General features: G+C 51.8%; 14 protein-coding genes. 7 read left to right on the top strand and 7 right to left on the bottom strand.

Annotated features, from left to right (window positions below):
• Positions 1–99 precede the first annotated feature (99 nt).
• On the top strand, positions 100–657 hold the full coding sequence (locus tag DZC79_RS08215; protein WP_118951081.1) for a DUF1579 domain-containing protein: 558 nt from the start codon (positions 100–102) through the stop codon (positions 655–657).
• A gap of 143 nt (positions 658–800) precedes the next feature.
• On the opposite strand, the gene DZC79_RS08220 is transcribed toward DZC79_RS08215, so the two are convergent.
• Positions 801–956 (bottom strand): lmo0937 family membrane protein, encoded by a 156-nt coding sequence (locus tag DZC79_RS08220; RefSeq protein WP_118951483.1) that lies wholly within the window; start codon positions 954–956, stop codon positions 801–803.
• A gap of 84 nt (positions 957–1,040) precedes the next feature.
• A complete protein-coding gene (locus DZC79_RS08225) occupies positions 1,041–2,267 on the bottom strand; it encodes a BT_3928 family protein (protein ID WP_118951082.1) in 1,227 nt (408 codons plus the stop codon).
• Positions 2,268–2,369: 102 nt separating this feature from the next.
• On the opposite strand from DZC79_RS08225, the gene DZC79_RS08230 reads away from it, so the two are divergent.
• Positions 2,370–2,831 carry a GNAT family N-acetyltransferase gene (locus DZC79_RS08230; RefSeq protein ID WP_118951083.1) on the top strand — a complete coding sequence of 154 codons (462 nt, stop codon included), beginning with the start codon at positions 2,370–2,372 and terminating at the stop codon, positions 2,829–2,831.
• Positions 2,832–3,084: 253 nt separating this feature from the next.
• Here DZC79_RS08230 and DZC79_RS08235 read toward each other — a convergent pair whose 3' ends face one another.
• Complete coding sequence (locus DZC79_RS08235; protein WP_118951084.1) at positions 3,085–4,326, bottom strand: DUF1015 domain-containing protein; 1,242 nt, start codon at positions 4,324–4,326, stop codon at positions 3,085–3,087.
• Positions 4,327–4,397: 71 nt separating this feature from the next.
• Entirely contained in the window at positions 4,398–4,784 is a 387-nt protein-coding gene (locus DZC79_RS08240; RefSeq protein WP_118951085.1) for a DUF4783 domain-containing protein, read from the bottom strand.
• Between the two features lie 242 nt (positions 4,785–5,026).
• Here DZC79_RS08240 and gpmI point away from each other — a divergent pair, with 242 nt between their 5' ends.
• Positions 5,027–6,556: a 2,3-bisphosphoglycerate-independent phosphoglycerate mutase gene (gene gpmI, locus DZC79_RS08245; RefSeq protein ID WP_118951086.1), complete on the top strand. Its 1,530-nt coding sequence runs from the start codon at positions 5,027–5,029 to the stop codon at positions 6,554–6,556.
• 82 nt (positions 6,557–6,638) lie between these two features.
• Here gpmI and DZC79_RS08250 read toward each other — a convergent pair whose 3' ends face one another.
• On the bottom strand, positions 6,639–7,214 hold the full coding sequence (locus DZC79_RS08250; protein WP_118951087.1) for a Maf family nucleotide pyrophosphatase: 576 nt from the start codon (positions 7,212–7,214) through the stop codon (positions 6,639–6,641).
• Positions 7,215–7,231: 17 nt separating this feature from the next.
• Complete coding sequence (locus DZC79_RS08255; protein ID WP_118951088.1) at positions 7,232–8,197, bottom strand: geranylgeranylglycerol-phosphate geranylgeranyltransferase; 966 nt, start codon at positions 8,195–8,197, stop codon at positions 7,232–7,234.
• A 68-nt stretch (positions 8,198–8,265) separates the two neighbouring features.
• Between DZC79_RS08255 and DZC79_RS08260 the strand changes: the two genes are divergently transcribed.
• From DZC79_RS08260 to DZC79_RS08275, 4 genes are all read left to right on the top strand, one after another.
• Positions 8,266–8,661, top strand: a complete 396-nt coding sequence (locus tag DZC79_RS08260) for a hypothetical protein (protein ID WP_157977007.1) — start codon at positions 8,266–8,268, stop codon at positions 8,659–8,661.
• Positions 8,662–8,691: 30 nt separating this feature from the next.
• Positions 8,692–9,675, top strand: coding sequence for a cation diffusion facilitator family transporter (locus tag DZC79_RS08265; RefSeq protein WP_118951090.1), 984 nt, complete (start codon positions 8,692–8,694; stop codon positions 9,673–9,675).
• Between the two features lie 95 nt (positions 9,676–9,770).
• Positions 9,771–11,561 carry a DUF885 domain-containing protein gene (locus DZC79_RS08270; RefSeq protein ID WP_118951091.1) on the top strand — a complete coding sequence of 597 codons (1,791 nt, stop codon included), beginning with the start codon at positions 9,771–9,773 and terminating at the stop codon, positions 11,559–11,561.
• Between the two features lie 268 nt (positions 11,562–11,829).
• Entirely contained in the window at positions 11,830–12,219 is a 390-nt protein-coding gene (locus tag DZC79_RS08275) for a hypothetical protein (protein ID WP_118951092.1), read from the top strand.
• Between the two features lie 82 nt (positions 12,220–12,301).
• On the opposite strand, the gene pyk is transcribed toward DZC79_RS08275, so the two are convergent.
• Complete coding sequence (gene pyk, locus DZC79_RS08280; RefSeq protein ID WP_118951093.1) at positions 12,302–13,723, bottom strand: pyruvate kinase; 1,422 nt, start codon at positions 13,721–13,723, stop codon at positions 12,302–12,304.
• Between the last annotated feature and the right edge of the window lie 22 nt (positions 13,724–13,745).

Below are 13,745 nucleotides of genomic sequence, written 5' to 3' on the forward strand. Positions count from 1 at the left end.
CTTCCATAGGGAACAGCTCCCTTTTTGCTATATGAAAATTCCATTAAAGCGAAGACGATATAAAGATTAATAGAATATATTTGCACAAAACTACGTTCTATGAAAAAGCTTCTATTACTCTCCGCAACACTGATCAGCCTCTCTGCCGTCGCGCAAACGGCGGAAGAAAAAGCCTGGATGGCCTTTATGACCCCGGGCGAACAGCACCAGGCCATGGCCAAGGAAAATGGCAAATGGAATGAGGAGATCACGTTCTACATGGCGCCCGACGCACCGCCCTCTACCGCCAAGGCCTCCTGCAATAATGAAATGATCCTCGGCGGCCGCTACCAGCGCAGCGTACATACCGGCGATATGATGGGCATGCCCTTCGAAGGCATCAGCACTACCGGCTACGATAATGGCCGCAGGGTCTTCTTCAGCACCTGGATCGACAATATGGGTACCGGTATTATGTATATGGAAGGCAAATACGATGCGGCAAAGAAAATGCTTGAGCTTAAAGGCACCACTACCGATCCGGTTACGGGCAAAGCCATGCCGGTAAGGCAAACGCTTCGTTGGGTTGATGCCAATACGCAGGAAATGGAAATGTTCAACACCGCAAATGGCAAGGAGTACAAGTCTATGGTGATCAAGCTTACCCGTGCGACCTAAAGCATCACATATCCTGAAGATTATCTTTGTCGCAATAAAGAATGCCCGGGCTGAGCCCGGGCATTCTTTTGTCCTACGGTGCAGCCATTAAAACAACAGGAGCCATCTTTTAGAGACAGCTCCTGTAACAGCGGGCAAAACCGTTAAATTCTTTCCCCCCTGATGATCCGTAGCAATACGGCTATGACGGCGATTACCAGCAGGATATGAATAAGGCCACCTCCTACATGGAAAACGAAGAAACCAAATACCCATCCGATAACCAGGATGACGGCAATAAGATACAATAGACCAGACATAGTATGCAGTTTTGATTTATGCATTATTAACGTCCGGGCAATATTTTGGTTGGTAACCGACTCATAAAGAAATGCCAATAAGACTTACTTTATCAGCAGCTTTTCTCCATTCAGCTCAAAGCCATCGGGATAATCGTTATAGCTCCATTTACCCAGAACGGTACCGGCCTTGATCAGCATCAAACCGGGATTACTGCGCATAGCCGTTTTGCATACTGTTGCATCAATGGCGAAGTAGTAAATATTCAGCTTGTTGTCCCTGATAAACTTTTCTGTCTCTTCTTTTGAATTGGCAGAAAGCAAGTAGAAGCCTACATTATTCTTCTCACACTTGGCAAACAGGCGGCGCAGCTTGTCCATGTTGCGCGTCGAGGCTTTCCGTACATCCTTCAGGAAAAAGATAAAGTTGTACCCGGGCTCTTTCAGCAGGGTTTCGGTATAATCGTTCCCATCGTAGTCGCTTACGTTAAATTCCTTGATCTCGGGCGTATTGTTGCCCTTCTTAATGATTTTCTCCCTGGGCTCGCCTTCTGTTTTCCAGGTCAGCGAATCCTGCCAGATATTGGAATTGGTATAGTCTTCCAGCGACATCTCTTTGGTTTCACCGGTCTTCAGGTTCTTCATGGTATAACGGTATTCGACCACATCGGGTGTGGAACCGGGAGGCGGCTGCATTTTCTGCCATATATTGTTTCCTACTTTAAAGGGCAGGCAATCGACATAAGGTAAATGCTCCAGCGCATACCACTGCACCAGGAGCGAACCGAACAGCGCCAGGATCATCAGCGAGGTATTAATGGGACGGCGGAACAGGGCGGGTACATGTTTCCGGGCAAGGAAAAGGATAATAACGAGAGCCAGCAGCACAATATCTTTCATAAAGCTCTGCATCGCCGTAAGCGGGATGCAATCACCGAAGCAGCCACATTTCAGCTCGCGGTGGTTGACATGCTCGTACCAGATCGCATACCCCGTGAGGAAGGTAAAAAAGATCATGAGCAGCAGCAGCAGAAAAGAGAACTGCCGGAAAGCATAGCCCAGCAATAGTCCTACGCCGGCCACAATCTCAAAAACGATAATGGTGATCGAGAAGGCGAGCGCATAAGGTGAAAAGAACGTCATGTGCCACAGCTCAAAGAACTCTTCCATCTTGTAGGCCAGCCCCGAGGGGTCGTTGGCTTTGATGAGCCCCGAGAAGATGAATAACAATCCGACGAGAATGCGGATAGCCTGCAACAGGTAAAACCCGGCGTTGCGTGCCGGCTTGCCGCCTGTTGTTCCCGCCGGACCTGCTGGGTTGAGTTGGGTCATGAGGTTTGCCGTTTAGTGAGCCGTAAAAATAAGGAATGCCCTGAAAAAGGAAGTGAATAAGTTGTTACCGCTCCGGCAGCGGCATAGCGCTATCTTTGTCGTATGAACTGGCATTGCAAATCTTTTGACGAGCTCAGCACTGCCGAGCTTTATGCTTTGTTGCAGCTGCGCAGCCGTGTTTTTGTTGTAGAGCAAAACTGCCCTTACCTGGACCAGGATGATAAAGACCAGGATGCATTGCACCTGTGGTGCAGCGACGGACAGGCCCGCATGCTGGCCTGTTGCCGCATCTTGCCGGCTGGCTTATCTTATCCCGAATCCTCTATCGGCCGTGTTGCCAGCGATAGCGCGGCCAGGGGCCAGGGCATCGGCCGGCAGTTGATGCAGGAGGCTCTTGCTTGTATCCGGATGCGCTGGAACAATGTTCCTGTACGCATCAGCGCGCAGCTATACCTGCAACGCTTTTATGAATCGCTGGGATTTTTGCCTGTAGGCGAATCCTACCTTGAAGATGGTATTCCGCATATCGAAATGCTGTTGCAAACGAAAACGGAGCCCGGCTGAAATACAGCAGAAGCGGTTAAACGTACCCTGGATAGAAATATAACCTGTGTGTAGAGTGGAGATGTAACCCTGTGTACCTGGTGTAGAGACGTAGCATGTGCTACGTCTCTACACCAGGTACCGATAAAAACCGTGCATACAGAGATATATTGGTTGGGTACTAACGTAGCATGCTACGCCGCTACAAGCATGGCAGCAAAAACAGCGCCCGGAATAGGTTCCGGGCGCTGTCTGCAATATATCATCTCAGCGATCAGATCATGTAAACGACCAGCCCGTCGCGGGTCTTCGGCTCAAACCAGGTGCTCTTGGGCGGCATGACGTTACCGCTATCGGCCACCTCGAACAGCTGGCGGATGCTTACCGGGTAGCAGGAGAAGGCGGCCACCATTTCACCGCTGTTCACACGTTTTTCCAGTTCGCCCAGGCCACGGATGCCACCTACAAATTCCACGCGTTTATCGGTACGCGGATCGTGTATTTCCAGCAGCTTGCTCAATACATTCTGCTGCAAAATGCTCACATCCAGCACCCCAATGGGGTCGGTGCTGAAGGTGCCTTCGCGGGCAGTCAGCTGGTACCAGCTACCGCCGGTATATAGTCCGAACTCATGCGCCTGCTGCGGTTTGAACTGTTCTTTGCCTTTAAGGGTAACAGTAAAGTCTTTTTCGAGGGCTGCCAGAAATACGTCGATGCTCATCCCGTTCAGGTCTTTTACCACGCGGTTATAATCGAGTATCTGCAGTTGGCTGGCGGGGAAGATGCAGGTAAGAAAGTAATTGAAAGATTCATCGCCGGAGATACGGAGCTCCTGCTCGCGGAATTCTTCGGCCACCTTTGCAGCAGAGGCCGCGCGGTGATGGCCGTCTGCAATATAAGTTGCCGGCACATCATCGGCAAACAGGTCGGTGATGAGGCTTACCTTACTGTAATCGCTGATCACCCAGAAGATGTGGCGGATGCCATCTTCAGCAGTGAAGTCGTAGTCCGGCTCATGCTCCTGCTTCCAGTCGGCGACAAAGCGATCCATGGCTTCCACATTGTTGTAGGCCAGGAAAACGATGCCGGTTTGCGCGTGTGTGGTCTTGATATGATTGATGCGGTCCAGCTCTTTTTCAGGCCGCGTATATTCATGCTTCTTAATGATCCCGTTGTTATAGTCATCCAGGGAAGAGCCGCACACCAGGCCGGTCTGGGATCTCCCGTTCATTACGAGCTCGTAGAGATAATAGCAGGGCTCTTTATCCTGTACCAAAACACCCTTTTCAATCATATCGTTCAGGTTCTCGGCAGCTCTTTCATACACCTCGGGGCTGTGTACATCTACTGTAGGGCTAAGGTCGATCTCCGAACGGGTAACATGATAGAAGTGATAAGGATTGTCTTTGAATTGCCGTGCCTCTTCCACGCTGCAAACATCATAAGGCAGGGTAGCAACCTGAGATGCCAGCGCCCGGGGCGGCCGCAGGCCTTTAAAAGGGATAATTTTTGCCATGCAAAGAATTGACTTTTATGTTTTAGAGGAGGCAAAAATAGTAAAAATAGCGAAGGGCGGGCCGAAGGAGCTTATTGCTCAAACTTTATCTGCTGCAGCCAATAGTTTTTATCTCTCTGTTTGAAAAAAATATAGACCCTGTAAGGGCCATTTGCAGTTTTCAGTTCCCCGATTACGAATACGGAGTTATCGCTGGCAGCAACACCTTTGTGCCTGACCAGGAAGGAGCGCGCCTGATTTTTGGAGAAAAAGCTTTTTACCACCATTTCTGCCTGCGACTTGCTGTACGTAGATTGGTCGCTGTTGATGGTAATATCTACAATCCGGTCAAAGTACTTGACAACATTAGATACCTCGCCCTTGTTCAATGAATTGGATACATCATCGATTTGAGGCTGTGCAAAAACACTACCAAATACAAATATTGCAGCAATAAATATAGCCAAATATTTTTTCATGTTTCGCTAGGAATACTTACATACGGGGATTGGGGTCTAGGGTATACGTTTTAATAATTTTTATGATCAATAATTATGCCACAAATTCATTTTTTTGCACTTTTCTTTACAAATAGGAAACATTCCTTTACAACGCTTACCCTGAGGCACGCAAAAATCATGAAAAATCGGATGGAAGCCAAACGTCGATATACAACAGGGAACATGTTTTATGCGACCGATCCTTTCCTATCTTTGCGCGCATGAATCATAAACGCGCGATGCTGATTATCATGGATGGCTGGGGCCATGGTAAAGTACCGAAGGCAGATGCCATCGTCAATGCACACCCGGCTTTCGTATCCTCGCTCTATCAAACCTATCCTCATACCGAGCTGATCACCTGCGGCGAAGCGGTGGGCCTGCCCGAAGGCCAGATGGGCAACTCGGAGGTCGGTCATCTGAATATAGGTGCGGGCCGTATTGTATACCAGGAGCTGCAGCGGATCAATATCGCGGTAAGAGATGGCGAGCTGAAGCAAAATACAATGCTGGCGGAAACGCTGGACTATTGCAAGCAAAAGCAGAAGACGCTTCACTTTATCGGGCTCCTGAGCGACGGCGGCGTGCATTCCCATATCCGCCATCTCGAGGCCCTGTGCAGCTATGCCGAAGAAGCGGGCGTGCCACGCTATGCTGTTCACGCGTTTACCGATGGCCGGGATACCGATCCCAAAAGCGGCCTGGGATTCCTGGAGGAGCTACAGCAGCGCCTTTCAGGCACAAGAGGTATACTTGCATCCGTTACCGGCCGCTATTATGCCATGGACCGCGATAAACGCTGGGAGCGGGTAAAGCTGGCCTACGACGCGCTGACAAAAGGCAAGGGCGAGCGTACACAGCATCCGCTGGAAGCCGTAAAGACTTCATATGTTACGGGCATTACCGATGAATTCATTAAGCCGATCATTGCTACGGATAGTGCGGGCAATCCGCTTGCCGAGATCAGGGAGGACGATGCGGTGATCTGCTTCAATTTCAGGACCGATCGTTGCCGCGAAATTACGGAAGTCCTTACCCAGCAAGCCTTTCCTGAGCAGGATATGCATCCATTGAAGCTGCGTTACGTAACCATGACCGAATACGACCACAGCTTCCGCAATGTCGGCGTGCTCTTTCACAACGACAACCTGAACAATACCCTGGGCGAAGTGCTGGCCCGCGATCATATGAAACAGATAAGGATCGCGGAAACGGAGAAGTACCCGCACGTTACGTTCTTCTTCTCCGGCGGGCGGGAAGAGCCGTTCGAAGGCGAGCGGCGCATATTGCTGCCTTCACCGAAGGATGTGCCGACCTATGACCTGAAGCCGGAGATGAGCGCCAACGAGATCACCGATGCGATCCTTCCCGAGATCGATAAGCAAAGCGTAGATTTCATCTGCCTCAATTTCGCCAATACCGACATGGTCGGTCATACCGGTGTGTGGGAAGCAGCGATCAAGGCCACGCAGACGGTCGACCACTGCGTATCACGTATCGTGCCCCTGGCGCTGGAAAAGGGTTACGGCATCTTCCTCACGGCGGATCACGGCAATTCGGACTACCTGGTTAACGAAGATGGCAGCCCTAACACAGCGCATACTTTGAACCCGGTACCGCTCTTTCTAATTTCCAACGACTATAAAGGCAAGCTGCGCCCGGGTAAGCTGGGCGACCTTGCCCCCACAATACTGCGTTATATGGGCCTGGATATTCCCAAAGAGATGACCGGCGAGGTACTGATCGATTAATCGGGTTGATAGCAGCATAGGCGTTATGCAAAAATTATGATGCATGACGCCTATTTTATTAACATCCATTTTGCAAAGTCGGTCAGGACAGCCGGTCCAGGGCCTGCAATACGCGATTGACAGGCAAACCCATTACATTGTAGAAGTCACCATTGATACGGCGGATACCCACCAGGCCTATCCATTCCTGTATGGCATAAGCCCCCGCCTTGTCCATAGGCTGGTAGCGGCCTACATAATGTGCAATCTGCTCATCGGTCAGTGGCAGAAAATCCACTTCAGTAATTTCCTGCAGCGTTTCTTTATAGCTGCCCGACAGGATCACAACACCGGTGATCACGCTGTGCGTCCGTCCCGAAAGACTACGGAGGATCGCATGAGCATCGGCCTCATCAACGGGCTTACCGATGATACGGTTGTCGAGCACCACTACCGTATCGGCTGCAATAATAACCGTATCCGCTCTTTCTCCGTCGGGCAAAGTATCCTGTACGGCTTTAGCTTTATTACCGGCAATGAACAACGGCACCTGCTCTGCGGCCATTGTGCCGGGAAAGTCTTCATTGGCATGCGCCGTCCTGATCTCAAACGATAGTTCGGCCTGCTCCAGCAATTGCTTGCGGCGCGGCGATTGGGAAGCGAGTAGTATCTTTTTCATCACATTATTTAAAAAAATTACAGGTAGTACTGCAGCCAGAAGTACAGCAAGAGGGATGCAATACCTGCCAGCATAATGATCTTCAGCCAGCGGCTGGCATCGCCATAATGCTTTGCCGTAGCTTTTCGCGGCAGGAAGAGGAGCCAGGCGATCAGGGGTATCACCAGGGCAATAAAGATATAGACCCCGAGAATCGCCCAGCTGCCGGAGAACAGCTTCACCGCTGCGACGCACAAGGGAGCGATCGCCAGGATACCGAAGCCGATCACAAACCAGGTAGAACGTTGCAGGCCTATACGTATCGGCATCGTAACGCAACCGTCTTCCGCATCCCCTTTGAAATCTTCCATATCTTTCACAATCTCCCGCATCCAGGTCAGCATAAAGGCAAAGTAGGTATACACAGCAATGACCCCAAAAGGATTGACCAGCAGCCTGCCGCCTTCCGTAAGGAAATACCGGAAGTTAATATGCGGATACAAAGCCGGTTCGTACACGGCAAGGATCATCACGGTGAGACCGGTAAGCAGGGCGACCACTACATTCCCGGTGATGAATTGACGCTTGAAGGTAGTGGAATAGAACCATAGCAGCACGGTGCAGGCCAGCTGTATGCTGACCACGAAGTAATTGCCTAGCGCACGCGCCAGGTATAAGGCCAGCAAGAAGCCGATCACATTGAACAGGCTGTGCCAGAGTATAGCAGCCCTGCGGCTGATCGTCTTTTCGATGATCACTTTTTGCGGCCGGTTGATGAGGTCGATCTTTACATCGAAATAGTCGTTGATGATATAACCTGCGGCTGCAATCAATACCGTAGACAGGCTGAGCAGCAGGAAACGGGGCGTATTGAGAAAGACCGGCACCCTGCTCCAGGACACCATAGGCCTGATCACACACTGCCATATAAACCACTGGGTCAGCAGCACAATAAGCAGATTACGCCATCTGATCAGCTGAAAAAAAGCAGTCGCAGGTTTCATGTGAGCAAAATTGGCACAAAGAAAGTAAAAATGGGTTAACTTGCCTTATCAATTAATCGAAGGTCACCTTGCGCTTTCTATTTGTCTTGCTGCTCAACGCCGTCGCCTGCTACTTTGCATTGATGGTAATGCCCTGGTGGATACCGGCCCTTATCGGCGGATGCATTACGCTTGTGCTACCCCTGCGCCGCCACTGGCAAGCCTTCCTTGCAGCAGGTCTGGGTGCTGCTTCTTGTACTATATTGCTGTGCCTTATGGCCGACCAGGCCAATGAACATATCCTCAGCGGGAAAATGGCAATGCTGTTTCACCTGCCTTCTTATCTCTTTATGATTGTCGTTACCGCCCTGACGGGCTTTGTTACCGCAGGCCTGGGCAGCTGGACCGCTGCCGCCCTTCGCCGGCTTTTCCGTAACGATAAATTAAAAGAACCCGCATTCGTGGAGGATCAACCCGCTGCGTAACTTTGTCTTTCATTCAATAACTATCCGGAAATGGCCAGCCAGGTCCGCCTTCAACGCAATATTGCCTTCTTGGCCATCGCTTTGTTCCTTATCAAGATCATCGCCTGGTGGTGGACCCGCTCCGTAGCCGTGTTTACCGATGCCATGGAAAGCACGGTCAATGTAGCCACGGGCCTTATCGGCTGGTACAGCATATGGCTGGCTGGCAAGCCCAGAGACCAGAACCATCCTTATGGACACGGCAAAGCCGAATTTATTTCCTCGGCTATAGAAGGTACGCTTATCATTATCGCGGGCGTTGCCATCATTTACGAGGCGATCGAAAGCCTGCTGCATCCGGGCCGGGTGCAGCAGCTGGATTGGGGTCTTGCCCTGCTGGCAGCTACAGCGGTGATCAACTATGCGGCCGGTACTTATGCCATTCAGCGTGGCATAAAGGTCAAGTCTGCAGCGCTGCAGGCTGGAGGCAGGCACCTGCGTACCGATACTTATTCCACTATAGGTATTATTGCCGGGCTCTTCCTGATGAAGATTACCGGCTGGCTGTGGCTCGATGCCGTAGTGGCGATGATCTTCGCGGTCGTTATCCTTGTTGCCGGCTACCGTGTGATGCGTAAGTCCCTGGCGGGGATCATGGACGAGGCCGACCTGGCCTTGCTCGAAGAGCTGATCGCTTACCTGCAGGAGCATCGCCGCCCGCAGTGGACCGACCTGCACAACCTGCGCATGATCCAGTACGGCAATGTGCTGCACCTGGACGGGCACCTCACCCTGCCCTGGTATTATAATGTGCGGGAAGCTCATGAAGAGATTGAGGCGCTGGACCGGCTTATCCGGCTCAAGTTTGGCAATGCCATAGAGCTGTTTGTCCATGTCGACGGCTGCGAATCGTTCTCCTGTCCTATCTGTGCCCTTGACTCCTGCCCGGTGCGCCAGCATCCGTTTACATGCCAGGTGCCCTGGGACCTGGAAAATGTGCTGCGCAATAAAAAGCATGGTAGCGACCTGACCTGATCTTTATACCGGCTCCGGCCTCACGCAAGATGCGCTGTCTTTTTTTCACAGGGAATGTTTTACCTTCATTCTGCTGACTAAAAGCCAACCATTCCATGAATAAGCCGATCGTCTTTTTGCTCTGTTGCTTTCTTTACCTGACTTCCTGTTCCGATACCCCGGCCACCTCGGGGGCCCGTACACAGAACCCTGCACTGGCAGCGCTTTTCGAACGTTATTACCAGGAAAACATCGCGCTGTATCCCCTGGAAGCAACGGCCAACGGCGACGACCGCTACAACGACAAGCTCTATGCCGATTTTACCGACAGCTATCGCGCCAAGGTCAGAACCAGTCTGAAAAAAATACAGAAGGAGCTATCAGGCTTCAGCCGTGAAAAGCTGAACGACAAGGACCGCATCAATTACGATTGCCTGAACTATGAGCTGAAACGGAAGCTTGACGGGCTGGCCTTTCACAGCAACTACATACCGCTCGAGCAGATCGGCGGTTTCCACCTCACCTTTGCCCAGATGGGCAGCGGCGCATTGATCCAGCCTTTCAATACGGTAAAGGATTATGACAACTGGCTGCAACGTATGAAAGCTTTCGGCCCTTATGTCGACAGCGCCATCGCTTATTTCCGTAAAGGGATCGCCGTCCGGTATGTATTGCCCAAAGCGCTGGTGGTAAAAATGATTCCCCAGATGCAGAACATGGTGGCTATCGATCCCAAGCTTTCCGTGTTCTACCAGCCGATCCTGAAGCTGCCCAGGGAGATTACCGGGCCCGAACAGGCACGCCTGAGTAATGCTTACCGGGAAATGATCGCATCGGTGATCAACCCGGCCTACAAAAAGCTGGGCGCCTTCCTGCAGGAGGAATACCTGCCGGCTGCACGTACCAGCTCCGGCATCTGGGACGTACCTGATGGGCAGGCCTATTACGACTATGCTATACGCAGCAGCACTTCTACCGGCATGAAGGCTGACGAGGTCTATAACCTGGGCCTTTCCGAAGTGAAGCGTATCCGTACGCTGATGGACAGCATCAAAACGGCCACCGGCTTCTCCGGCGACCTGAAAGCGTTCTTCGCCTACCTGGCTGGCGATAAACGCTTCATGCCTTTCCACAGTGCTGAAGAGATCCTTGCTGCTTATGAGCACATTCACACACGCATGAAGCCACAGCTGCGCAAGCTTTTCCTGCACGAGCCCCGCACGCCTTTTGAGATCAGGCAGATCGAAGCCTTCCGGGCCAAGAGCGGCTCCTCGCAATACTTCCAGGGTAGTCCCGATGGGAAAAGGCCGGGCGTCTTCTATGTGCTGATCCTCGATCCGGAAAAATATAATGTAGTGGAAGAGCAGATGGAAAGCCTGTTCCTGCATGAAGCGATCCCCGGTCATCACTACCAGATCTCCCTGCAGCAGGAAGATACCACGCTGCCCGCCTTCCGCAGATTCTCGACCGGCGACAATGCTTACATAGAGGGCTGGGCGCTGTACTGCGAAAGCCTGGGTAAGGAGCTGGGCCTGTATACCGATCCTTATCAATACATGGGCGCGCTGGGCGCCGAGATGCACAGGGCCATCCGGCTGGTGGTAGATGCAGGGCTGCATGCCCGCCGCATGACCCGCGAAGAAGCCATTCAATACATGACCGACAACGAGCAGATCTCTACAGAGGCGGCAACGATAGAAATCGAGCGGTACATGGCCTGGCCCGGACAAGCGCTTGGCTATAAGGTGGGTTCGCTCACGATCCGCAGGCTGAGGGAAGCATGCGCCAAACAGCTCGGCGCCGGGTTCAATATTGCCACCTTCCACGATGAGGTATTGAAGAATGGCAGCATGCCGCTCGACATACTGGAACAGCACATAAAAGAATGGGCGGCGCAAAAGCAATAAGGCAGGCCAGCCAATGGCTTCGTCTTTTATGGAGTGTGCCGGTGATTTATTTCTCCTGCAGATCGGAAACGGCGCCACCCGCAACGGCTTTACAGGATACGATAACCTAAAAGGAGACACTCGTAAAGGCTGCTGCCCCGCCACAAGACACCACTCCCCTGGGCCGGAAGGCCGCAGGACTGATAGAAGAGCAGAAAAGCCGATCTGATGATGCAGCCTGCATGGCACCGACAACCTGATTAACATTAACGGCGATGGCTGCAAAGATTTGCTGATCGAATATTATGGTTCCTCCGGAACGGGCTTTAAGCATGCTGCATCGATCTATTTATTCAACAGCAGGAACGGGCGGTTCAGCACTGTTGCGATCAACCTCCCCAACCCTACCTTTTATCGGGAGCAGCAAATCATAACAGCTTATTATATCGGGCTGGGTGGCGGCTATGCATTTACCCCGCAATGGAAAGGCATGATGCTTGATACCCTTGAAACAATAGCAGTCGACATCCGGAGCGAGGGCGACCAATTGCTCTGTGTGTCTGAGACCGGGAACCGGGCTACAGGAAAGGTGACCACAAGAAAAAAAGATGCAGCCGGTTTGCCGCCGGCCTACCGTTACGCCCGCTATGCCCCGGTGATCAGCCGGACTCCGAATTAACAGCTATCGATAGCTGCTATAAACGTGTATCGCCGGCTGAAAGCCGGCGATACACGTTTATCAGGATTAAGTCCGTACCAGGTTAACTTACTTTTGTCACCTTCAGCATATTCGTAGGCAGATGCTCGTTCACCGGTGTGCTGCCGGTATTGACCACCACATTACCCGCTTTGATCAGGCCTTTCTCTTTCAGAATGGCGATCTGGTCGGCGATGATGCTGTCCATACCTTCTTCCTTATCGTAGAAAAAAGCCTGTACGCCCCAGCTCAGGCTGAGCTGGTTGATGAGCGTCTGTGTTTTAGTAAAAACGAACAGCGGGGAATGCGGCCGGAAGCTGGAAAGCATAAAGCCGGTGTAGCCGCTCTGGGTCATGCCGATCAGCGCGTCGGCATGCACATCTTCTGCAATTTTACAGGCATTGTAGCACAGGGCATCGCTGAGGAAAGAAGGCGAATGCGGCTGCGGCACCAGGTTGCGGTTGTATACCGTCTCTTCCTTTTCCACCTCCCGCACAATGCTGACCATTGTTTGCACCACCAGCGCCGGATGCGCGCCCATAGCGGTTTCGCCGCTGAGCATTACAGCATCGGCGCCTTCCATTACAGCGTTGGCTACATCGGTGATCTCGCTTCGGTTGGGCCGCGTACGATCGATCATGCTTTCCATCATCTGTGTGGCAATGATCACGGGCTTGGCGCGGTGGATACATTTGCGCACGATCTCTTTCTGGATCATGGGAATCTTCTCCACGGGCATTTCCACACCCAGATCGCCACGGGCCACCATTACCGCGTCTGAAGCCAGGATGATCTCCCGCAAGTGCTGCAGGGCCTCGGGTTTTTCGATCTTGGCAATGATCTTGGCGGGGCTGTTCTTATCTTTCAGCTTCAGCTTCAGATCCAGGATATCGTTAGGACGGCGTACAAAGGAAAGGCCGATCCAATCGATCTTCTGGTTGATGATGAAGTCCAGGTCGCGCAGATCTTTTTCCGTAAGGGATGGAATGGATATCTGTGTATCGGGAAGGTTTACGCCTTTCCGTGGCAGCAGTACGCCGCCGTTGATCACCCTGGCCTTTACCAGGCCATCGGCAGTGATCTCCGTTACGCGGGTCTCGATCTTGCCATCGTCAAGCAATATGCTTTCTCCTACTTTGGCATCCTTATGGAAGTTGGGATAAGAAATATAAATAGCATCCTTGGTACCGGTACAGGGCACATTGGTAAAGGTGATAATATCGTCCTGGAGCAGCAGCAGGGAATTATCCTCAATCTCACCCACGCGCAGCTTCGGTCCCTGGAGATCGGCCAGGATGGCTATGTTGAACGGAAATTCGCCGTTGATCTTCCTGATATTCCCGATCACTTCTGCATGTTTCTCATGAGAACCATGCGAGAAGTTGAGCCGGAATACATTCACACCGGCATGGACCAGGGCCAGTAACTTTTCATAGGTATCGCAAGCAGGCCCTACGGTTGCGATGATCTTCGTTTTGTGCAACATTATAATACGCGATTATAGAAAT

Source organism: Taibaiella helva (genome assembly GCF_003545695.1).
Classification (GTDB): Bacteria; Bacteroidota; Bacteroidia; order Chitinophagales; family Chitinophagaceae; genus Taibaiella; species Taibaiella helva.